The sequence below is a fragment of the Streptomyces sp. NPDC048270 genome, assembly GCF_040652335.1.
Lineage (GTDB): Bacteria > Actinomycetota > Actinomycetes > Streptomycetales > Streptomycetaceae > Streptomyces.
Map to the genome: position 1 here is coordinate 1 of NZ_JBEZLV010000052.1, position 20,228 is coordinate 20,228.

21 protein-coding genes are annotated in these 20,228 nt (G+C 70.2%); 9 read left to right on the forward strand and 12 right to left on the reverse strand.

Translation table 11 applies throughout. The annotated features are described in order from the left end of the window. Positions 1–116: 116 nt before the first annotated feature. The 3 genes from AB0D66_RS30360 to AB0D66_RS30370 all read right to left on the reverse strand — a co-directional run bounded on the left by AB0D66_RS30360 (position 117) and on the right by AB0D66_RS30370 (position 1,457). On the reverse strand, positions 117–773 hold the full coding sequence (locus tag AB0D66_RS30360; RefSeq protein WP_362310400.1) for a fasciclin domain-containing protein: 657 nt from the start codon (positions 771–773) through the stop codon (positions 117–119). An 81-nt stretch (positions 774–854) separates the two neighbouring features. Further along, complete coding sequence (locus AB0D66_RS30365) at positions 855–1,010, reverse strand: hypothetical protein (RefSeq protein WP_362310402.1); 156 nt, start codon at positions 1,008–1,010, stop codon at positions 855–857. A gap of 207 nt (positions 1,011–1,217) precedes the next feature. Continuing rightward, the gene (locus AB0D66_RS30370; protein WP_362310404.1) at positions 1,218–1,457 is read right to left on the reverse strand and encodes a chaplin; all 240 of its coding nucleotides are present in this window, start codon (positions 1,455–1,457) and stop codon (positions 1,218–1,220) included. 326 nt (positions 1,458–1,783) lie between these two features. Here AB0D66_RS30370 and AB0D66_RS30375 point away from each other — a divergent pair, with 326 nt between their 5' ends. Both AB0D66_RS30375 and AB0D66_RS30380 read left to right on the forward strand, forming a co-directional pair. Continuing rightward, a complete protein-coding gene (locus AB0D66_RS30375) occupies positions 1,784–6,352 on the forward strand; it encodes a HAMP domain-containing protein (RefSeq protein ID WP_362310406.1) in 4,569 nt (1,522 codons plus the stop codon). Positions 6,353–6,434: 82 nt separating this feature from the next. Continuing rightward, positions 6,435–8,792 carry a SpoIIE family protein phosphatase gene (locus tag AB0D66_RS30380; protein WP_362310459.1) on the forward strand — a complete coding sequence of 786 codons (2,358 nt, stop codon included), beginning with the start codon at positions 6,435–6,437 and terminating at the stop codon, positions 8,790–8,792. A 116-nt stretch (positions 8,793–8,908) separates the two neighbouring features. Here AB0D66_RS30380 and AB0D66_RS30385 read toward each other — a convergent pair whose 3' ends face one another. Continuing rightward, positions 8,909–9,175 (reverse strand): hypothetical protein, encoded by a 267-nt coding sequence (locus tag AB0D66_RS30385; protein WP_362310408.1) that lies wholly within the window; start codon positions 9,173–9,175, stop codon positions 8,909–8,911. A gap of 190 nt (positions 9,176–9,365) precedes the next feature. Further along, complete coding sequence (locus AB0D66_RS30390) at positions 9,366–9,719, reverse strand: PRC-barrel domain-containing protein (protein ID WP_362310410.1); 354 nt, start codon at positions 9,717–9,719, stop codon at positions 9,366–9,368. Positions 9,720–10,075: 356 nt separating this feature from the next. On the opposite strand from AB0D66_RS30390, the gene AB0D66_RS30395 reads away from it, so the two are divergent. Then, entirely contained in the window at positions 10,076–10,891 is an 816-nt protein-coding gene (locus AB0D66_RS30395) for a sulfite exporter TauE/SafE family protein (RefSeq protein WP_362310412.1), read from the forward strand. Between the two features lie 62 nt (positions 10,892–10,953). Here the strand turns inward: AB0D66_RS30395 and AB0D66_RS30400 are convergent, their stop codons facing one another. Both AB0D66_RS30400 and AB0D66_RS30405 read right to left on the reverse strand, forming a co-directional pair. Then, positions 10,954–11,448, reverse strand: a complete 495-nt coding sequence (locus tag AB0D66_RS30400; RefSeq protein ID WP_362310414.1) for an N-acetyltransferase family protein — start codon at positions 11,446–11,448, stop codon at positions 10,954–10,956. Beyond that, positions 11,445–11,813: a metalloregulator ArsR/SmtB family transcription factor gene (locus tag AB0D66_RS30405; RefSeq protein WP_362310416.1), complete on the reverse strand. Its 369-nt coding sequence runs from the start codon at positions 11,811–11,813 to the stop codon at positions 11,445–11,447. The genes AB0D66_RS30400 and AB0D66_RS30405 overlap by 4 nt, the downstream gene beginning before the upstream one ends. A gap of 208 nt (positions 11,814–12,021) precedes the next feature. Between AB0D66_RS30405 and AB0D66_RS30410 the strand changes: the two genes are divergently transcribed. From AB0D66_RS30410 to AB0D66_RS30420, 3 genes are all read left to right on the forward strand, one after another. Then, positions 12,022–12,216, forward strand: a complete 195-nt coding sequence (locus tag AB0D66_RS30410; RefSeq protein ID WP_362310418.1) for a hypothetical protein — start codon at positions 12,022–12,024, stop codon at positions 12,214–12,216. A 69-nt stretch (positions 12,217–12,285) separates the two neighbouring features. Continuing rightward, positions 12,286–13,647: an NAD(P)-binding domain-containing protein gene (locus AB0D66_RS30415; RefSeq protein ID WP_362310420.1), complete on the forward strand. Its 1,362-nt coding sequence runs from the start codon at positions 12,286–12,288 to the stop codon at positions 13,645–13,647. Position 13,648: 1 nt separating this feature from the next. After that, positions 13,649–14,890 (forward strand): MFS transporter, encoded by a 1,242-nt coding sequence (locus AB0D66_RS30420; RefSeq protein WP_362310422.1) that lies wholly within the window; start codon positions 13,649–13,651, stop codon positions 14,888–14,890. 78 nt (positions 14,891–14,968) lie between these two features. Here AB0D66_RS30420 and AB0D66_RS30425 read toward each other — a convergent pair whose 3' ends face one another. Then, entirely contained in the window at positions 14,969–15,355 is a 387-nt protein-coding gene (locus AB0D66_RS30425) for a DoxX family protein (RefSeq protein WP_362310424.1), read from the reverse strand. Positions 15,356–15,421: 66 nt separating this feature from the next. Beyond that, positions 15,422–15,895, reverse strand: coding sequence for a carboxymuconolactone decarboxylase family protein (locus AB0D66_RS30430; protein WP_362310426.1), 474 nt, complete (start codon positions 15,893–15,895; stop codon positions 15,422–15,424). Between the two features lie 431 nt (positions 15,896–16,326). On the opposite strand from AB0D66_RS30430, the gene AB0D66_RS30435 reads away from it, so the two are divergent. Next, positions 16,327–16,929, forward strand: a complete 603-nt coding sequence (locus AB0D66_RS30435; RefSeq protein WP_362310428.1) for an SRPBCC family protein — start codon at positions 16,327–16,329, stop codon at positions 16,927–16,929. 57 nt (positions 16,930–16,986) lie between these two features. Here the strand turns inward: AB0D66_RS30435 and AB0D66_RS30440 are convergent, their stop codons facing one another. Continuing rightward, positions 16,987–17,322: an EF-hand domain-containing protein gene (locus AB0D66_RS30440; protein WP_362310430.1), complete on the reverse strand. Its 336-nt coding sequence runs from the start codon at positions 17,320–17,322 to the stop codon at positions 16,987–16,989. 229 nt (positions 17,323–17,551) lie between these two features. Further along, positions 17,552–18,283, reverse strand: a complete 732-nt coding sequence (locus tag AB0D66_RS30445; RefSeq protein WP_362310432.1) for a MerR family transcriptional regulator — start codon at positions 18,281–18,283, stop codon at positions 17,552–17,554. A 63-nt stretch (positions 18,284–18,346) separates the two neighbouring features. On the opposite strand from AB0D66_RS30445, the gene AB0D66_RS30450 reads away from it, so the two are divergent. Then, a complete protein-coding gene (locus tag AB0D66_RS30450) occupies positions 18,347–18,820 on the forward strand; it encodes a DUF6194 family protein (RefSeq protein ID WP_362310434.1) in 474 nt (157 codons plus the stop codon). Positions 18,821–19,015: 195 nt separating this feature from the next. Here the strand turns inward: AB0D66_RS30450 and AB0D66_RS30455 are convergent, their stop codons facing one another. Next, complete coding sequence (locus AB0D66_RS30455) at positions 19,016–19,246, reverse strand: chaplin (protein ID WP_362310436.1); 231 nt, start codon at positions 19,244–19,246, stop codon at positions 19,016–19,018. 274 nt (positions 19,247–19,520) lie between these two features. Here AB0D66_RS30455 and AB0D66_RS30460 point away from each other — a divergent pair, with 274 nt between their 5' ends. Next, positions 19,521–20,177: a class I SAM-dependent methyltransferase gene (locus tag AB0D66_RS30460; protein ID WP_362310438.1), complete on the forward strand. Its 657-nt coding sequence runs from the start codon at positions 19,521–19,523 to the stop codon at positions 20,175–20,177. Positions 20,178–20,228: the final 51 nt, after the last annotated feature.

A 20,228-nucleotide genomic window follows, 5' to 3' on the forward strand; every position in this document is an offset into this window, starting at 1 on the left:
CGGCCGCTTGCGAGCGGCCGCGCCGGTGCTCCGGGGGGGGCCGGGACACACCCGTGGGCCGGACTCCCGAGAGGGGGTCCGGCCCACGAAGCGCTGCCCAGGTGTGGGGCCGGGTGCTACTTCGGCATCAGGACGGTGTCGACGATGTAGACGTTGGCGTTGGCGGTCTTGACGTTGCCGCACACCACGTTGGAGGCGCCGTTGACCTTGTAGGACTCACCCGATCCGCTGGTGGTGAGCTTGGTCTTCTCCAGCGTGTCGAAGGAGCCGTTCTCGAGCTGCCTGGGGGTGAGCTTCTCACCGACGACGTGGTAAGTGAGGATCTTGGTGAGGGTGGCCTTGTCGGCGAGGACCTTGTCGAGGTCGGCCTTCGGGATCTTCGCGAAGGCGTCGTTGGTCGGGGCGAAGACGGTGATGTCCTTGGCGTTGTTGAGGGTGTCGACCAGGCCGGCCTGCTTGACGGCGGCGACCAGGGTGGACAGGGCCGGGTTGTTGGAGGCGGCGGTGGCGACCGGGTCCTTGGCCATGCCGTCGAAGGAGCCGGCGCCATCCGCGGGAACCCCGGCGCAGGCCGGGCCGAACGGCTTGTCCATCGCCATGGAAGCGTCAGACGTCGCCGGCTGGGAGGCGGCGGGCGCATCGCCGCTCTTGTCCGCGGCGGATCCGGATGCGGAGTCGGTACCGGAGTCGGAGCAGGCTGCCAGGGCAAAGGGCAGGACGGCAGCCGCGGCGACGGCGAGGGCGGTACGGCGGAAGCGGAGCGTGCTGGACATGGGGAATCTCCTGTTGCTTTCTGGAACGGTTCGTTATGGAGGGGAGGCCTGGGGGCCGACTCGGGACCGGTCGGCCATGGGTTATCCCGTGGCGACGGAGACGCTGTGCCAGCCGCCTGCACCGTCGCGGACGGAGGCCGCGGCCACCGCCGGCGCCGCGTGTCCGGCCGGCGGGCCGGACACGGCGCCCAGTGCGCCGCGGGAGAGGGCTGTGCGGAAGTTGCTCACACTGCCCATTCGGTGTGCTCCGCCCGGCGGATTGGTCCTTCCCGCGATCAGTTCGTCCGGTCGGGACCGGGGACTGCGGGTGGCGGGCCGACCGCCACCCGCAGCGGATCCCCACATCGGCCGCGGTCACCGGGTGTGGTGGTGCAGCCATGCGCGGGGATCGTCCGGCCCGTGACTCCCCGTCGGTGACAACGGGCCGGAGATGGCGGGGTCTGCTCAGGCGTTGACGCAGGTGTTGCCGAAGGCGGGGTTCAACAGGCCGATGACACTGATGGAGTTGCCGCAGGCGTTGACCGGGATGTGGATCGGGATCTGGATCAGGTTGCCCGAGCCGACACCCGGCGAGTAGGCGGCTACGCCCTGGGCGCCCGCGTCGGCGTTCGCCGCCGATCCGGCACCGAGCACGGCCGCCGCGGCGGTAAGGGCCAGCGCGGCACTCTTGAGAACACGGGACATGACTGCCTCCAAAGGTCAGACACGGAATCCGGAGCCCGTCTCGGGCCCTGGAGAGGCCCTGCTGTCCGGCCTCTGCGCTGGGCTTCGGTGCCGCGGGCGCAGCGGCTTGGCGAAAGCGGCGGGATTCGCTGGATGGGGTGACTCCCGGATGGCGACGCTGACTGCCGCGTCAAGTCTGTCGCCGAGAGTGGCGCGGCTTCGCTCGTGGGCTGTGTCCCTGATCCCTTCTGCCTCCCAGGCCGCCGAGCAGGTGCGGGCTTCATCTAGCCTGTGCGGTGGTCACTCGAGGTTTCTAGGGTTGCCTGGCAGATGGAGATGGGGCGGGAATGGCCAAGCCGACGGACGTCGTGACGAGCGCGCAGGCATCGGGGGCGGTGGGTGAGCAGCAGCTTCGTCAGCTCCTCGCCGGGCTGACATCCGTGCGTGATGGTGATTTCGGCACCCGTTTGCCCGATGAGGCCGAGGGACTGCTGGGAGAGATCGCCACCGTCTTCAACGGGATGGTCGACCAGCTCTCGCTGTTCACCTCGGAGGTGACCCGTGTCGCCCGCGAGGTCGGCACCGAGGGAACGCTGGGCGGCCAGGCCGTCGTCCCGGGAGTGTCCGGGACGTGGGCTGACCTGACGGACTCGGTCAACGCGATGGCGGGCAACCTCACCACCCAGGTCCGGGACATCGCACAGGTCGCCACCGCCGTCGCGCGCGGCGACCTCTCGCAGAAGATCGACGTGGCGGCTCGCGGGGAGATCCTGGAGCTGAAGGACACCGTCAACACCATGGTGGACCAGCTGTCCTCCTTCGCGGACGAGGTCACCCGCGTGGCACGCGAGGTCGGCAGTGAGGGACGGCTCGGAGGCCAGGCCGAAGTTCCGGGCGTGGCCGGCGTCTGGCGGGACCTCACCGACTCCGTGAACTTCATGGCCGGCAACCTGACCGACCAGGTCCGCAACATCGCCCAGGTGACCACGGCGGTGGCCAAGGGCGACCTGTCGCAGAAGATCGCCGTGGACGCCCGCGGCGAGATCCTGGAACTGAAGAACACCATCAACACGATGGTCGACCAGCTGTCCGCGTTCGCCGACGAGGTCACGCGTATGGCCCGGGAAGTGGGTACCGACGGCCGGCTCGGCGGTCAGGCGGACGTCAAGGGCGTCTCCGGCACCTGGCGCGACCTGACCGACTCGGTGAACTTCATGGCCGGGAACCTGACCGCGCAGGTCCGGTCGATCGCCGAGGTGGCAACCGCGGTGGCGCAGGGCGACCTGTCGCAGAAGATCCGTGTCGATGCCCGCGGGGAGATCCTGGAGCTGAAGACCACCATCAACACGATGGTCGACCAGCTGTCCGCGTTCGCCGACGAGGTGACCCGCGTCGCCCGCGAGGTGGGCACCGACGGCCGGCTCGGCGGTCAGGCCGACGTCAAGGGCGTCTCCGGCACCTGGCGCGACCTGACCGACTCGGTGAACTTCATGGCCGACAACCTCACGGCCCAGGTGCGTTCGATCGCCGAGGTCACCACCGCCGTGGCGCAGGGCGACCTGACGCAGAAGATCCGTGTCGATGCCCGCGGGGAGATCCTGGAGCTGAAGGAGACCATCAACACGATGGTCGACCAGCTGTCCGCGTTCGCCGACGAGGTGACCCGGGTGGCCCGCGAGGTGGGCACCGAGGGCAACCTGGGCGGCCAGGCCACCGTGCGCGGGGTCTCCGGCACCTGGAAGGACCTCACCGACAACGTCAACGTGATGGCCTCGAACCTGACCGGCCAGGTGCGCTCCATCGCCCAGGTGGCCACCGCCGTGGCCCGCGGCGACCTCTCGCAGAAGATCGTGGTGGAGGCGAAGGGCGAGGTCGCGGCGCTGGCCGGGGTCATCAACACGATGGTCGACACGCTGTCCGCGTTCGCCGACGAGGTGACCCGCGTCGCCCGCGAGGTCGGCACCGAGGGCCGGCTCGGCGGCCAGGCCCAGGTCCCCAACGTGGCGGGGACCTGGAAGGACCTCACCGACAACGTCAACTCGATGGCGAACAACCTCACGGGCCAGGTCCGCAACATCGCCCTGGTCACGACGGCCGTCGCCAACGGCGACCTGTCCAAGAAGATCGACGTGGACGCCCGCGGCGAGATCCTGGAGCTGAAGACCACCATCAACACGATGGTCGACCAGCTCTCCGCGTTCGCCGCCGAGGTCACCCGCGTCGCCCGCGAGGTCGGCAGCGAGGGCCGGCTCGGCGGGCAGGCCGAGGTCGAGGGCGTTTCCGGCACCTGGAAGCGCCTGACCGAGAACGTCAACGAGCTGGCGGGCAACCTGACCCGCCAGGTCCGGGCCATCGCCGAGGTCGCCAGCGCGGTCGCCGAGGGCGACCTGACCCGCTCGATCACCGTCGACGCCTCCGGCGAGGTCGCCGAACTCAAGGACAACATCAACTCCATGGTCGGCTCACTGCGCGAGACGACCCGGGCCAACCAGGAGCAGGACTGGCTCAAGTCCAACCTGGCGCAGATCTCCAGCCTGATGCAGGGCCACCGCGACCTGGAGGTCGTCGCGGAACTGGTCATGGACGAGCTGGTCCCCCTGGTCGAAGCCAGCTACGGCGCCTTCTACCTCGCGGAGGAAGCCGACGGAGAGACCTGGCTCGGTCTGATCGGGTCGTTCGGCCGGCCCGCCGACAGCCCGGCCGCGCAGCGCGTACGCAGCGGCGAGACCCTGGTGGGCCAGGCGGTCCGCAGCCGGCGCATCCTCAGCACCGACAACGTACCTGCCGGGTACCTGATCTCCTCCGGCCTGGGCGCCGCTACTCCCGCCAACCTCATCGTGCTGCCCATCATCGTCGAGGACCAGGTCCTCGGCGTCATCGAGCTCGCCTCCTTCAAGCCGTTCACACCCGTGCACCGCGACTTCCTCGGGCGGCTGATGGAGACGGTCGGCGTCAACGTCAGCACCATCGTCGCCAACGCCCGGACCGACGAACTCCTCGGCGAGTCCCAGCGGCTCACCGTCGAGCTGCAGGCACGCTCGGAACAGCTCCAGGTCCAGCAGGACGAGCTGCAGAGGTCAAACGCCGAGCTCGAGGAGAAGGCGGCCCTGCTGGCCACCCAGAACCGCGACATCGAGACGAAGAACCTGGAGATCGAGCAGGCGCGCCAAGAACTCGAGGACCGCGCACAGCAGCTTTCCCTGGCGTCGAAGTACAAGTCGGAGTTCCTGGCCAATATGAGCCACGAGCTGCGCACGCCGCTCAACAGCCTGCTGATCCTCGCCCAGCTCCTGTCTCAGAACCCCGGCCGCAACCTGACGCCGAAGCAGGTGGAGTACGCCGGCATCATCCACTCCGCCGGCTCGGACCTGCTCCAGCTGATCAACGACATCCTCGACCTGTCGAAGGTCGAGGCGGGGAAGATGGACGTCAATCTGGAGCGGGTGTCACTCAAGAAGCTCCTCGACTACGTCGAGGCCTCCTTCCGCCCGCTGACGACGCAAAAGGGCCTCACGTTCGACATCACCACCTCGCCCGGTGTGCCCGTTGACCTGCTCACCGACGACGCCCGGCTCCAGCAGATCCTGCGCAACCTGCTGTCCAACGCGGTGAAGTTCACCGAACGCGGCCGGGTCCAGGTACGGATCGAGCCGGCGAATGCCGCGGAGCTGCCCGAAGAGCTGGCGCGCTCCGGTTCGGTCGTGGCCTTCAAGGTCGGCGACACCGGAATCGGGATCGCGGAGGAGCAGCTGGAGGTGATCTTCGGCGCGTTCCAGCAGGCCGACGGCACGACCAGCCGCAAGTTCGGCGGGACGGGCCTGGGGCTCTCCATCACCCGTGAGATCGCCCGGCTCCTGGGCGGCGTCGTCACGGCCACCAGCACACCCGGCGTGGGGTCGACGTTCACGCTCTACCTGCCCGTCACGGGCGCGGGCTCCTCCGACCACAGTGCGGGGGCTCCCGCCCTGGAGGAGAGCGCCGACAGTGCCGAGAAGCCGGACGGCGGCAGCGCGGATCCCGCGGCGGACGGCCATCCCCGACGGCTCCTGGTGATCGAGGAACGCGCCAACGGTCTGCTGAGCCTCGTCGCCGAGAGCGCTGCATCGGACGTGACCGCCGGGCGGGCCGCGCCGGACCCGGCCGAGCGGGTCGAGGTCGTGACGGCGCGGACCTCCGCGGAGGCTGCCACGATGCTCGCCCAGTCACCGTTCCACTGCGTGGTCCTCGAACTGGATGCCAAGGGCGAAGCGCTGCGTTTCCTTCGCGCCCTCTCCGGAGACACGGCCCTGGCTTCTCCGCCGGTTCTCGCCCACGCCAATCGGCGCATGGCGGCAGACCTGCACGATGAGGTCGCCCGCCTCTCCACCGGCCACCACCTGGAAGTACTCAGCAGCCTGGACGAACTCAGGGAACGGATCGCCCTCCACCTGTCGGTCGAACGCCTGCGGGACGTCCTTCCCCTGGTCCGGCCCGAGGACGACCAGGTCGCCGATCACACCCAGGTCGACGCGAGCCTCGCAGACAAGTCCGTCCTGGTCGTAGACGACGACCCGCGCAATCTCTACGCCATCAGCGGCATCCTCGAGCTCCACGGCATCCGGGTCCTGCACGCTGAAAACGGACGCAAGGGCATCGAGACCCTGACGAGCACCCCCGGCATCGACCTGATCCTGATGGACGTCATGATGCCCGAACTCGACGGCTACGCGGCCACGGAGGAGATCAGGGGCATGCCCCAATATGCTGGGCTTCCCATCATCTCGGTCACGGCGAAGGCGATGCCCGGAGACCGTGAGAAGAGCCTCGCCTCCGGATCGAGCGACTACATCACCAAGCCCGTCGACGCGAACGACCTCGTCGCCCTGCTGCGTCAGTGGCTCCTGCCCAAGGACGCCGCGGGAGCCTCCCGTGCCTGACCCCACCGCCCGCGACACCAACGGCGTCGAAGATCCCCTGGGCGCGCGCACGGCACCGGCCCACCAGAACGGCCAGGGCGGGGTGGTGGCTTCGCACCCCGCGCGGACCGGCGAGGTGGGCCGCTTGGCCGCCACCGTCGAGCGGCTGCGCCAAGAAGCCCTCCAGGCTCAGGAGGCCGCCGACGGGCGAGCGCTCATCGAGCTGGCCAAGGGCGTCCTCGTGGGGCGTCTGGGATGCGGCCCCGGCGAGGCCTCCCGACAGCTGGCCAAGCTGGCCGAGCAGGCGAACACCACGGCCCTCGCCCTGGCGATCGACATCATCAACCAGGCCTCACGCGACCGCGTCAGCGAGCTCGCGCAGGAGTTCCTGAACGCTGCTGACGCTGAGCCCTCGACCGCCGGCGAGACGGCACCGCCGGTGCAACTGCGGGCTGTCGAAAGCCGCATGCTCGCCGCCACCGACACCCAAGCCGTCGCCACCGCCCTGCTGGACAACGCGCTCGCAGCCCTGGGAGCCAACGGGGTCGCGATCTGGTCCGTGGGGCCGGACTCCTCGCTCACACTGGCAGGCCAAGCGGGCTTCACGGCGGAAGACGCCGACCGATGGAGGTACGTGCCACCGGAGGTGGCCACCTGCGCCCGACTGGCGGTGACCAGCCGAGAACTGACGGTCGTGGACTGTCTCTCCGACTCGGGCATCCCCACCATCGGCCGACGCCGGCACCCAGACGGCGGACGTGTCATGGTCCCCGCCGGGACCGGCGGACGCATCCTCGGCGTACTGGAGATGAGCTGGCCAGGATCCCTCCCGGCGCAGTCGACCCCCCTGCTGCGCCAGCTGGAGGCACTGGCCGAACTGTGCGCCCACACCCTGGAAGAACAACGCCCCAGCCCCGTACTCCTGCCCCCCGACGCCGCACATCACGCGGGCGTGGCGGAACTGACGGACCTGGCACAGCAGCTGGACGACCCGGTGCTGGTCCTCACCCCCAGCCTGGAGCCGACCGGACAGCTGGCCGACTTCCGCATCCACCACGCCAACGTCCGATTCGCCGATCCCGCCGGACGCCCCAGCTCGATGGTGACCGGCACCCGCTTCCTGGAGGCCTACCCCATGGCCGCCGAGGACAACGGGCTCTTCTCGATGCTGGAGCGCGTGTACGCCACGGGTGAACCCTGCCAAGCACCGCGCACCGCGTTGACAGCCATCGTCGACGAGGTCCCGCTCACCACAGTCGCCGACGTCAAGATCAGCCGGCACGGTACGGCCCTGCTCTTGATCTGGAAGATCGAGGACGAGACCGCCCGACTCGCCGCACTGCTCCAGCACGCCCAGCGCCTGGGCCGTGTCGGAGGCTTCGAGGAGAACAGCACCACGGGCGAGATCAGCTGGAACGGCCAGCTCTTCGCCCTCTTCGGAATGCCGCCGACCTCCTCTCCCGTCCCCCTTCGGGAGCTCACCAGCCGCGTCCACCCCCACGACGTCAACTCCGTCGGCCGATTCCTGCGCACCCTCCTGCACAACCTGCGAGAGTCCTCGGTCGATTTCAGGCTCAACCGCGCCGACGGCATCGTCCGTCACATCCGCATGGTGGCCGAGCCCGTCCTGGACAACCACGGACACCTGCTCTCCGTGCGGGGGGCCTGCCAGGACATCTCCTCCCAGCACTGGACCGAGGTCGCGCTCGCGGCCACCCGAGACCAACTCGCCGACAGCGAAGCCGAGTCCGCGGACCGCACCAAGCTCGCCCTGCAACTCCAGCAGGCCATCATGCCGCCCGCCCCGGCGCCCTTGGAGGTCCCCGGCATCCGCATCGCCGTCCGCTACCGCCCGGCCGAATCACAGTCCCTCGTCGGCGGCGACTGGTACGACTCCGTGGTCCTGCCCGACAACAAGATCCTCATCAGCGTCGGTGACGTCGCCGGTCACGGCATCCAGGCGGCCACCGGCATGGTCATCCTCCGCAACGCCCTACGCGGCCTCGCCGTCACCGGCGCCGGCCCCGGCCAGCTGCTCACCTGGCTGAACAGAGTCGCCCACCACCTCACCAGCAACCTCACCGCGACAGCCGTCTGCGGCATCTACGACCCGGCCGACCGCACCCTGCGCTGGGCCCGCGCCGGCCACCTGCCACCCGTCCTCGTACGACGGACGCACGCCCGACCCTTCCCCCTGACCGCAGGCCTCCTCCTCGGAGCACTGCCCGACGTGAACTACGAGGAGGAGGAAGTGCAGCTGGAGACCGAGGACATCCTCCTCATGTACACCGACGGCCTCGTCGAGCGCCGGGACGTCTCCGTCACGGACTCCCTCTCGCAGCTCGTCGCCGTCGCCTCACGCCCCACCGACTCACTCGAAAGCCGTCTCGACAACCTGCTGACCTACAGCGCTTCCGACACCGATGACGACACCTGTCTCATCGGCATACAGGTGCGTTGATCATCTCGTCCCCGTACGCCGCAATCGGCCGTCAGTCGGCCCTGCCTCGGGGACCAGCCTCTCTCTGCGCGGTGCTTGCTTGGCACCCGGCCCGCCGGGTGGCTCCAGTAGAGCGGTCAGGGGCTGTGCTCCGGCTCGGAAAGCAGCCGGTGATAGCGGTAGGCGCATCCATCGCTGGCCACCACCAACGCCGCGTACCGGACGAGTTCGTCCATCCGGGCGCACCTGCCACCCACGGTGAACGTCGCCGCCAGCGTCCGGGTGCGGAACACCGACAGCGCCTCCACATCTCCCGCCGCGAGCGCCCGGTCGATCGCGCGGCTCAGCTGCCGGTTCCTGCTCAGCTCCGTCCAGTATTCGTTCACCCACATCGGCAGCGACATCTCATGTCCGCCTTCGTCGTCGGGATTGGGGTCGAGTGGTCCGCCGCTGCCCCTGTGAGCCGTGAGCCGTGAGCCGCCGTGCCCGCCCCCCGTGTGAACGGGCTCGGTAGAGCACGGCGAGGCCCGAGGGCCGGCGCCGCGTGTGGGGCGGGGTGTGCGTCGGGGACTGACCGGGCGTCCGGGGAGGGGCTCAGATGGCGATGTTCTGGCCCCGGTAGTACTCGCCGAGCTCGGTGCGGTAGTTGGCGTCGCCGCGGTGCTTGTCCTTGTCGTACTCGGGAGAATCCTTGATCTGGTCCTTCGTCAGGACGACGTAGACCTTCCGCTCTTGCGGATCGATCCGCTGGATCGTGCCCGCCGGCAGCACGACGTGCTTGCCGAAGATCCAGAACCCGGTGTCGACGACGATGTGGGCCGAGCCGACCTCCGTCGTCTCCTCATCCACGCTCCCGATCTTCCCGTCGGTCGCCTCGACATCGAAGCCGACCAGGTCGAGACCGACCCCGGGGCGGGCGGTCGGGCGGTAGTCCCAAAGGTTCGTCACGGTGAAGCTCTCCTTCAGCAAGCGGGGGTGTCGCCGCGCGCCTTCCCACCCCACCGCCCCTGACACCCGCCGGCCATACCTGCCCCCTCGGATACCACCCGAACAGCCCAGCCGAGGAGCAGCGTCGGCGGTGTAGCCGGAGAGGCCGGAGCCGTCGCCCATCGGGCCGTTACCATCGGTCATCCTCATGCGCGGCACGCCGGACAGCGGAACGCCCGCGACATGCCGGTGCGCCCCGGCGGGTGGCATCCGGCGCTCGGAGGTCTGGACGAAGCCTGCGCGCACAGCCGGTGCCTTTCCCCGAAGCTGGGGTCGCGTCGTAGCGAATGAGGCTGTGACCAGCAAGGATGTCCGTCATGCCGACTGACGAGCACCTCGCCCCGCTCCGCTCGACGCACGCGACGCCGGTCGTGTTCGGGGCGGGCGCGGCGATCGGTGTGCTGGGCGGGATGATCGGGCTGGGTGGCGCCGAGTTCCGCCTGCCGCTGCTGATCGGCCTCTTCGGGTTCGCCGCACTCTCGGCGGTCATCCTGAACAAGGCGATGAGCCTGGTCGTGGTCCTGGTCGCGCTGCCGGCCCGGCTTGGAGCGGTGCCGGTGGGCGAGATCGCGGCGCGCTGGCCGGTGGCGGTCAACCTCCTGGCCGGCAGCCTGCTGGGAGCGTGGGCGGGAGCGACCTGGGCAGTACGCATGCGCAGCAGCACCCTCTACAAGGTGCTGGCCGCCCTGATGGTGTTCATGGCCGCCGCCCTCGTGGTCACCCACACCACTGCCTTGGCCACCCTCGATCTGCCGCTGTGGGCGCAGGTGCCTGCCGGTGTGGTGGCCGGGTTCGGTATCGGCGTGGTGGCCGCGATCATGGGCGTAGCAGGCGGTGAGCTGCTGATCCCGACGATCGTGCTGCTCTTCGGCGAGGACATCAAGACCGCCGGCAGCCTGTCCCTGCTGGTCTCGCTGCCCACCATGCTCGTGGCTTTCGCGCGCTACAGCCGCGACGGCAGCTTCGCCGTCCTCGGCGCCAATCTCCGCTTCACGGCGGTCATGGCGGCCGGCTCCATCGTCGGCGCGGTACTGGGCGGTCTCCTCCTCGGCGTCTTCCCGGACCTGATCCTGATCCCGCTGCTCGCCGTGATCCTCCTCGTATCCGCGGTCAAGCTGGCCCGTCACGACTGACTGCGCACAGACGCCTGCGGACTCACCGGGCACCGCTGAACCGGGAGCCAGCGGAATCGTGCTCAGCCGATCCGCGGGCTGCGGCGTTCCAGGAGGACAACGTCGCGCCAGGCGCCGTGGTGGCGGCCGATCCGTTCTCGGGTGCCGATGACACGGAACCCGGCCCGTGCGTGGAGGGCGAGGCTGGCGGTGTTCTCGGGGAAGATGCCGGACTGGATGGTCCAGATGCCGGCCGCCTCCGTCGAAGCGATCAGCGCGTCCAGCAAGGCACGGGCTACCCCGCGGCCGCGGGCGTCGGGGTGGACGTACACGGAGTGCTCGACCACGCCCGCGTACGCGCACCGGTCCGAGACCGCGCTCGCCGCGACCCAGCCCAGCACCCGGCCGTCGTCGACGGCGACGAAGCGGTGGCCGGGCAGCTTGGGCTTGTCGAACGCGGCCCACTCGGGGGCTCGGGTCTCGAAGGTCGCATGGCCCTCGTCGATGCCCGACTGGTAGATGCCCAGCACCTGCTCGGCGTGCTCAGGCAGGAGCGCCTCGATCCGCACCGCGGTCACGCCTCCTTCGCGGCGCCGGCCAGCAGCGCCCCCATGGCGGCGAGCACGGACGGCTCGACCCGGTAGTACACCCACGTACCCCTGCGCTCGGAGGACAGCAGCCCGGCCTCCTTCAGCTTCTTCAGGTGGTGGGAGACGGTGGGCTGGGAGACCCCGACGTCGGAGATGTCACACACGCACGCCTCCCCGCCCTCGTGGGAGGCGACGGCGGAGAACAGCCGCAGGCGCACGGGGTCACCGAGGGCCTTGAACATCTTCGCCGCGACCTCGGCCTCCTCGGCCGACATCGGGCGCTCGTTCAGCGGCGGGCAGCAGGCCGCGACGACATCGGGCTCCAGCAGCGGCAGAACCTTCACATTCGACATGCATCTATGTTGACATACATCGAACCAAGGCGGCAGGGCTCCTGGTCAAGGGCGAGCCACCCGACTACCCACCTCGGGCGGCGACGAGTCCACGCGCTCCACGATCCACCCCGTGGATTAGATGAATGTCTATGTTGACGCCCATCGATACAAGTGCCATCCTGATCACGCAAGCCATAGACGAACTTCGAATCAGAGGGGAGTCGTCATGAACGAGCCGGTCACGCCCACCAGCACGACCCGTGCCGAAGCGGCGGGTTCCTGTTGCGGCCCCGCCGCCGAGTTGCTGCCCGCCCAGTCCTCACCCTGCTGCGGTACCAGCGAGGGCGCGGAAGCAGCCGGAGCCTGCTGCGACCCGCAGGCCAAGCGCGAAGCCGTCGCCACCGGCGCCGGCTGCTGCTGACCACCCGAGGCCCCGGCCACCCGCCTGCCCGCCTGCCCGCCCGCCCGCACGAAGCCCCGGAGACCTGCCATGAGCGAGACCACCACCGAGCTGCCCGTCGTCGTCATCGGGGCCGGCCCCGCCGGACTCGCAGCCGCCGCCCACCTCCTCGACCGCGGCATCACGCCCCTCGTCCTGGAAGCCGGCCCGCTCGCCGGCGCCGCCGTGCGCGAGTGGGCTCACGTACGGCTGTTCTCCCGCTGGGGCGAGCTCGTCGACCCGGCCGCCGAGAAGCTGCTGGCCCCGACCGGCTGGACCAGGCCCGCCGAGGACACCTACCCCTCCGGAGGCGACTGGGCCGAGCGCTACCTCCAGCCGCTGGCCGACGTACTCGGCGAGCGCGTCCGCTACGGAGCGCGCGTCACCGGCGTCTCCCGCACCGGCCGCGACCGCATCGTCGACGCCGACCGCGACATCCAGCCCTTCGTCGTCCACTACGAGAACGCAGACGGCCACGAGCAGCGCCTCTTCGCCCGCGCCCTCATCGACGCCTCCGGCACCTGGTCCACTCCCAGCCCGGCCGGCGGTAGCGGCCTTGCCGCTCTCGGCGAGAAGGCCGCCGCCGACCGGATCGCCTACCGCGTCCCCGACCTGACGGACCCGGTCGTCCGCGCCCGGTACGCGGGCAGGCGCACCGCCGTCATCGGCTCCGGCGCCTCCGCCTTCACCGCCCTCGCCTACCTCGCCGATCTCGCGAAGTCCGAGGACGGCCAGGGGACGCACGCCACGTGGATCCTGCGCCGCGGGATCTCCGGCTCGACCTTCGGCGGCGGCGAGGCGGACCAACTGCCCGCCCGCGGCGCCCTCGGACTGGCGGCCAAGGCAGCCGTCGACGGCGGCTACGCCGACGCGGTCACCGGCTTCCGCACCGACACCGTCGAGAAGACCGACGACGGCCGCGTCGCCCTGGTGGGCGAGGACGGTAGCCGCCTGGGGCCGGTGGACGAGGTCATCGTCCTCACCGGCTTCCGCCCCGACCTGTCCTTCCTGGACGAGCTGCGCCTCGGCCTGGACGAGCGCCTCCAGGCCCCGGTGGAGCTGGCGCCGCTGATCGACCCGAACCAGCACTCCTGCGGCACCGTCTACCCGCACGGAGTCAACGAGCTCTCCCACCCCGAGAAGGACGTCTACCTCGTCGGCATGAAGTCCTACGGCCGCGCCCCCACCTTCCTCGCCATGACCGGCTACGAGCAGGTCCGCTCCATCGCCGCCCACCTCGCCGGCGACCAGGAAGCCGCCGAGCGCGTCGAACTCACCCTGCCCGAAACCGGCGTGTGCGGCGGCGCGGGCCTCTTCGACGAGCCCGCCGCGGAGGAGACCGGTGGGGGGTGCTGCGCGACACCGGCCACCCTCACCATCGGCGCCGCTCCCGCTTCCGCCGGCGGCTGCTGAGGTGAGCGGCCTTGACAGCGGCGTGGCCGCGGCCGGGACGGCGGTCCGGTCGCGGCCACGCGCCGTCCTGCCCGCCTTGTGCCTCACCCAGATCGCCGGCTGGGGCATCGTCTACTACGCCTTCCTCGTCCTCAACCCGGCCATCACCGCCGACACCGGCTGGAGCGCGGGCGCCACCACCGCGGCGTTCTCCGCCGCCCTCGTCGTCTCTGCCGTCGCCGGGATCTGCGTCGGGCGCGTCCTGGACCACCGCGGGCCCCGCACCGTCATGACGGCAGGCTCCGTCCTGGGTTCGCTGAGCCTGCTGGTGATAGCCGCGGCCCCCAGCCTGGCCGTCTTCTTCGCCGGGTGGCTGCTCGCCGGAGCGGCGATGGCCGCCATCTTCTACCAGCCCGCCTTCGCCGCCGTCACCCGCTGGTGGGGACCCGACCACGTCCGCGCACTCACGATCGTCACACTCGCCGGCGGACTCGCCTCCACCGTCTTCGCACCCCTGACCGCGATCCTCGCCGACCACATGTCTTGGCGGGCCACCTACGCCGTGCTCGCCGGCATCCTCGCCGTCGTGACCATCCCGGCGCACGCGATCGCGCTGAAGGCCCCGTGGCCGCCGGCTCCGCCGAGCCCGCCGCACATCACCGGCGGCCACGAGGGTGTGGTGCGCAGCCGGGTGTTCTGGATGTCGGCCGTCGCCTTCACCCTGTCCGCGTTCGCGATGTACGCCGTCGTCATCGGCCTCGTCCCCCTCCTCCTCGAGCGCGGCTACACCACCACCCAAGCCGCGTGGGCCCTCGGTCTCGGCGGCGCCGGGCAGACCCTCGGCCGCACCCTGTACGCGACCCTCGCCCGCCGCCTCGCCGTCACCGCCCGCACCGTCACCCTGATCGCCCTCGGCGCCCTCACCACCGCAGCCCTCGCCACCGTGGCCGGCCCGTACGCCCTCCTCGTCGCCGTATCCGTCCTCGCCGGGGTGGTCCGCGGGAACCTGACCCTGCTCCAGGCCACCGCTGTCACCGACCGCTGGGGCACCACCCACTACGGCCGACTCTCCGGCCTCCTCGGCGCGCCAGCCCACGCAGCCGCCGCCCTCGCCCCCTTCGCCGGCGCCCTCCTGGCCGGCCCCCTCGGCGGCTACCCCGCCCTGTTCGCCCTGCTCGCCGTCCTCTCGGCCGCAGCCGCCGCGACCGCCCTCGGGGCACGCACGCGCCCGGCCGAAGGAGCAGCTCACCCGAACCGGCGGTAGCACCCCACCTGTTGGACCATCCACGGTGAGCAATGCGCGCGCCGAGCGGGCGGGTGCCCCCTGCTCGCAATGCCGTGGTCAAACCATGAAGGGTTCTGGGCCGAGGCGCCCCCACATCACGAAGGCGGCCAGGGCGAGGTAGACGAGGTCCACGACCATGTACGTGGTTTCGTGACGCCGTATGCGGGTGATCGCCGCGCCGGTCATCATCAGCACCAGGCCCAGAGCCGCCAGCGGGACCAGCGCCGGCGCGGTGCCGAGCACGGCGGGCAGGACCAGACCCACCGCGGCCAGCACCTCGAGGGCTCCGATGGCTTTGATGCCGCCGGCGCTGAAGTCCTCGGTCCAGCGGGCGCTGGGGCCGCTCGCGGCGATCTTCTCCTTCGGTGTGATCACCTTGAAGGCACCGCCGAGCAGGTAGGCGGCGGCGAGCAGTCCGGCGATGATCCACAGGGCGAGGTTCACGGGGGTCTCCTTGGGTGGTGTCGGCCAGCAGCGGGGGCGGTCAGAGGGCGGGCGGATGGTGGACGGTCAGAGGTGCCGGCCGGGCTGGTAGTCGCCCGCGGGCTGCTGGATCATGACGTTCCCGCGGTTGAAGGCGTTGATGATGGCGATCTGGGCGACCAGGTCGGCGAGCTGGTCGTCGTCGTAGTACTTGGCCGCGTTCGCCCAGACCGCGTCCGAGACCCCGCCGGCCGCGTCAGCGATGCGGGTGCCCTCTTCGGCCAGCTCCAGGGCGGCGCGTTCGGCGTCGGTGAACACCGTCGCCTCGCGCCAGGCCACGACCAGGTTGAGCCGCACCGCGCTCTCCCCGGCGTGCGCGGCGTCCTTGGTGTGCATGTCGATGCATCCGGCGCAGCCGTTGATCTGGCTGGCGCGGAGCATCACCAGTTCCCGGGTGGAAGCCGGAACGGTCGACTCCGTGAGCGCCCTGCTCGCGGCGACGATGTGCTTCATGGCCTTGGCGGCGACGGGGCTGGTCATGAAGTTCAGTCGAGCGTTCATCGTGGGCTCCTTGTTCCTGCTGTTTCGCTGTCGCCCTCTAAGACAACGCGCCCCGGCAGCCTGTGACAGGAGTGGGCGTGACGTAGGTCTCTCCGGCGTACCGCGGCGACCGTGCGACGGCTGAACCGAACCCCTCGCATCGCCGCAGCCCGGCCGGCCGGCCGTGGACAGCGTGCCGCCTCCGCCAAGCGGGCCGAGAGCGCGGGCCTCGCCCGCACGTTGCTCACGGAAGCCGTTGGCGGAGGCAAGGCACGCGCGACCCATATCGATCATGGCCGTCCCAGGGCTGCCGTCCCTGGTTGCATTCGGTCACCCCGCTGTCCCGACCGCCGGGCCCGGCCCACGTCCCACCCCGCCCCGTGCCGCCGTGCTGCGACCCGCCTCCCTGCTTAGGCTCTAATGGTCGTCGCAGCACCCCCAGCTAGGGATCGATGGTTTTCGAGGTTCGTGAGAAAGGCCTGGGGCTCCCCGCTGCCGAGGAGCACGGCGAGCAGCGCAAGAGCTCGTTGTTCCACATACGGAAGGAAAGAACGATGCGCCCCGTGAAATACACCGTCTCCCTCGAGATCGCCCTTCCGCGGGAGAAGGTGGCCCAGCTGCTCGCCGACCCGGCACACCTGCCGAAATGGCTGCGGGGCCTGGTGCTGCACGAGCCGCTGAGCGGGGAGCACGGGCAGCTCGGCACCACGTCGCGGGTCGTGATGCAGATGGGCCAGCGGCAGATGGAGTGCACCGAGACCATCACACGCCGGGAACCGGCAGACCTGCACGAGATCCCGAAAACGAGCGTCGTTCATTTCGACCGCGAGATCGTCGGCGAGGGCATGTGGAGCGCCGTGCGCGACCGGCTGACCGAAGTCGGCCCGGAAACGACGCTCTGGGAGACCGAGAACGAGTACCGGTTCAGCAGCTTTTTGATGAAGCTGGTGGGACTACTGATGCCCGGCGCCTTCCGCAAGCAGTCGCAACAGCACATGCAGGACTTCAAGGCGTTCGCCGAGCAGGGAAAGGATGTCCGCGAAGCGACGGACTGAGCGGGGCGGGGAAGCGGGGGATGTGGGCGTGCGGCTCCTCGACCGTATGTGGCACCGTCAGCCGGCGCCCCTGCCGAACAGGTGGTTGGCAGGGGCGTCCGGGTCGTTGCCGTAGAAGAACTCCGTCACCGCCTGGTGGAACTCGGCGCGGTCCAGCGCCCCGGAGCCGTCCCGGTCCAAAGCGGCGAAGACCGCGACGCAGTCCCCGCCGGGAACCCCGGCGACCGAGTCGAACATCTGCTGGAACTCGGCCTGGTCGACCTTCCCGTCACCGTCCTGATCCATCGGGGCGATCACGTTCGCCCAGAACCCGTCCATCCCCTCGGTGGGCAGGCGCGCGGTCGCGGAGTCCGGAGCGGTGCCGCGGGCGGCGATGTAGCGCTCGCTCATCATGCGGACGTCTCGCTGGGTGATGAACCCGTCGACGTCGACCGGCGCGAGGTCATCGCCCCTCGGCCTCTCGGACAGCGGTTGCCTACGGCACGGGGCTCCACTTCAGTCGGCGGTCCGGGGGACGGAGGCTTCCCCTGTGGCCTGCCGCCCAACCGCGTCGGTGCGCGCGACTGCGTCGTGCTTCACGGCGCGCCGCCGATCCGTGCGGTGCACTCGCGGCCCTCGCGGATCAGTCCGTCTGCCCGCGCAGGCAGAGCACGGCGCTGAGTGCCGTGGCGCCGTCGAGGAGGGCTCTGGATCGCGTGGTGATGCTGATGTCCCTCGCAGCCAGCGCCGCATCGAGGTCCTCCGATCGGCGGGTGCGCCGCAGCTGCGGCATGAGGGCTTGCAGGGGCGCGATGCGGTATCCGGCCTTGCGCAGTTGGTGAACGATCCGCGCATCGCGCACCTGAGCCGGTGTGTAGCGTCGCGTTCCGCGCACGAGGTCGCGGTCGCGGTCGGGTGTGACGAGAGCCTGTGCGTGCCAGTGCCGCAACGTCGACGGGCGCACGCCGAGGGCCGCGGCGAGTTCGGAGATGCTCATCGAGTCCGAGGCGCGCACGTCGTCGATCGGCTCGCTGGAGATCGCGTGGGCGGCTTCCTTGGCCTGCCTCAGATCCGCGCGCTCTGTGTGGAGCCGGGCGTGCGCCGCGTCGAGAAGGGCCAGGGCCTGCGACGTGGGGCACTGGTGGAAGGCCCGAACGATCTTCTTGGCCTCGACCGGGCCCACGCCCGCAGCGAGGGCCCGATAGGCCAGTGCGGACTGCAGATGCACCTCGCCGTACGTCCGGTAGCCCGTGGCCGTGCGGGCCGCGGGTGGAAGCACACCGTCGCGCTCGAGGTTGCGCACTTGCTGAACGGAGCACCCGACGCGGCGGGCGACATCAGCAGTGCGCAAACCCTTCGATTTGAGACTTGCCATCCAGAAATCCCTGTGCCTGAGTCCCAAAGTCTCCACAAGCACTTTAATGGAACGCTGGAGCACATGACGAGTGAAGAGATCATCGGCTTCGTGGACGCCCTCGACGGCGTCTTGACCCTCAGGCCCGCACCCGGCGACGGCTCACCGGAAATCAGCTGGGGCGACACGTTCTTCTACTACGCACCTGACGGCGTCACTCCGACGGCGACCCAGCCGTTCGCGACTGTGGTGACCAAGAACTACCCAGGCGACGAGACATCGCGTTTGGACCGGCCGGACACCTTCCGCGTGAACATCGCCGCCGGGAAGGAGGCCTTCATCCAGTGGACCGGTCACGCACCGCGTGAACCGGCCTCCCCCGAGGGCGACCCCGGCGCCACCGACACCGTGATCGCGCACCCCGTCTACGGCAGGCTCGGCTGGCTGGCGGTGGTGAACCCGGGCGAGCGCACCGAAGCGGCAACACGGCAGCTGCTGCGAGCGGCCCATCACCTCGCACGCTCGCGCCATGAGCGACGCGGTGAACCAGCAGCATGATGCTGAACCGGGTCAGTGCCCGACAGATCGGGCCGCAGGACGCAGGCCTTGGCAGCGACGTGGCTGCCGGCGCCTGCTTGCTCACGGCTGGGGAAACGCGTGTGAGCGCAGCCGAGCCGGGGAGGAATCCGGGGCTGCGCTCACGTGTCACACAGGGAGGCCGCGTAGGGCTCCGCGGTGCGCTGTGGGGATGGGTCAGGCGTTGACGCAGGTGTTGCCGAAGGCCGGGTTGAGGAGCCCGATGACGTTGACGCTGTTGCCGCAGACGTTGACGGGGACGTGGACCGGGACCTGCACGGCGTTCCCGGAGGCGACACCCGGCGAGCCGATGGCCGCGCCGTGCGCACCCGCGTCGGCGGAGGCGACACCCGCCGCGCCAAGGATGATGGCGCCGGTAGCGGTGATGACGGCCGTGGTCTTCTTCACTGGGTCTCCCTCAAGGGTTTGCGTCTAAACGGTGACTGAGACAAGCGCCGACTGGCCGGGCAGACCGGCCGATGCCGGGCGCTCGTCCTGCCCTAACCCCTCAGTCGGGGTCATGGACACGGTGATCGACCCGTTCGGGTGCCACGCGTACGCCGTGGCCCGCGCAGGCCGTTCCCCGCTGTCTGGGTCCAGGGGCGGACTCCCGGCCCGCGATGGAGAACTGACACCGCTGCTCGACACCTGGAGTGTCAGCGGCACCTGAGAACATCGAGTCATGACCGACCGCACTGCTGCGATCACTGCCTACTGGGATGCCGCCGCAGCGGCCTTCGACGACGAGCCCGACCACGGGTTGCGGGCTGACCACACTCGCGCTGCATGGGCCCGGCTGATGCACACATTGATGCCGTCCGATCCAGTCGATGTTCTGGACCTCGGCTGTGGCACCGGATCCGTGTCTTTGCTGTTGGCCCAGGCCGGGCACCGGACGACCGGGGTCGACCTGGCGCCGCGCATGGTTGACCAGGCACGCACGAAATTCGAAGCCGCCGGCCTTGCCGGCCGTTTCCTGGTCGGTGACGCCATGATGCCCCCGACCGGGGGGCAACGGTTCGATGTCGTGTTCTCGCGGCATCTCGTTTGGACGCTGCCTGATCCGGAGGCCGCCTTGCGCGAGTGGGTGACGCGCTTGCGGCCGCGAGGCCGACTGGTGCTGATCGAGGGGCGTTGGCGCGAGACAGGCCAGAGCGGTGTCCCCTACGTGGCTGGCGCCGAATCGCTGCCCTGGAACGGTGGAATCAGCGCCGAAAACCTTGCCGCGGCCGCGCGCCCGCTTGTTGCCGCTGTCCGCATTGAACCGCTCAGCAGCGACCCGGATTTGTGGGGTGGTCCGGTATCCGATGAACGGTATGCCCTGGTCGCCGACGTGTGATGCGCTGAGGACGGTCAGCCGCGGCGGCCCAGTGTTCGGCAGCGCGGGCGC

What these genes read in the sequence shown, in the direction of transcription:
- AB0D66_RS30360 (WP_362310400.1), bottom strand. Translation starts at nt 773, where the DNA reads ATGTCCAGCACGCTCCGCTTCCGCCGTACCGCCCTCGCCGTCGCCGCG.
- AB0D66_RS30365 (WP_362310402.1), bottom strand. Translation starts at nt 1,010, where the DNA reads ATGGGCAGTGTGAGCAACTTCCGCACAGCCCTCTCCCGCGGCGCACTG.
- AB0D66_RS30370 (WP_362310404.1), bottom strand. Translation starts at nt 1,457, where the DNA reads ATGTCCCGTGTTCTCAAGAGTGCCGCGCTGGCCCTTACCGCCGCGGCG.
- AB0D66_RS30375 (WP_362310406.1), top strand. Translation starts at nt 1,784, where the DNA reads ATGGCCAAGCCGACGGACGTCGTGACGAGCGCGCAGGCATCGGGGGCG.
- AB0D66_RS30385 (WP_362310408.1), bottom strand. Translation starts at nt 9,175, where the DNA reads ATGTCGCTGCCGATGTGGGTGAACGAATACTGGACGGAGCTGAGCAGG.
- AB0D66_RS30395 (WP_362310412.1), top strand. Translation starts at nt 10,076, where the DNA reads ATGCCGACTGACGAGCACCTCGCCCCGCTCCGCTCGACGCACGCGACG.
- AB0D66_RS30405 (WP_362310416.1), bottom strand. Translation starts at nt 11,813, where the DNA reads ATGTCGAATGTGAAGGTTCTGCCGCTGCTGGAGCCCGATGTCGTCGCG.
- AB0D66_RS30410 (WP_362310418.1), top strand. Translation starts at nt 12,022, where the DNA reads ATGAACGAGCCGGTCACGCCCACCAGCACGACCCGTGCCGAAGCGGCG.
- AB0D66_RS30415 (WP_362310420.1), top strand. Translation starts at nt 12,286, where the DNA reads ATGAGCGAGACCACCACCGAGCTGCCCGTCGTCGTCATCGGGGCCGGC.
- AB0D66_RS30430 (WP_362310426.1), bottom strand. Translation starts at nt 15,895, where the DNA reads ATGAACGCTCGACTGAACTTCATGACCAGCCCCGTCGCCGCCAAGGCC.
- AB0D66_RS30435 (WP_362310428.1), top strand. Translation starts at nt 16,327, where the DNA reads ATGGTTTTCGAGGTTCGTGAGAAAGGCCTGGGGCTCCCCGCTGCCGAG.
- AB0D66_RS30440 (WP_362310430.1), bottom strand. Translation starts at nt 17,322, where the DNA reads ATGATGAGCGAGCGCTACATCGCCGCCCGCGGCACCGCTCCGGACTCC.
- AB0D66_RS30445 (WP_362310432.1), bottom strand. Translation starts at nt 18,283, where the DNA reads ATGGCAAGTCTCAAATCGAAGGGTTTGCGCACTGCTGATGTCGCCCGC.
- AB0D66_RS30450 (WP_362310434.1), top strand. Translation starts at nt 18,347, where the DNA reads ATGACGAGTGAAGAGATCATCGGCTTCGTGGACGCCCTCGACGGCGTC.
- AB0D66_RS30460 (WP_362310438.1), top strand. Translation starts at nt 19,521, where the DNA reads ATGACCGACCGCACTGCTGCGATCACTGCCTACTGGGATGCCGCCGCA.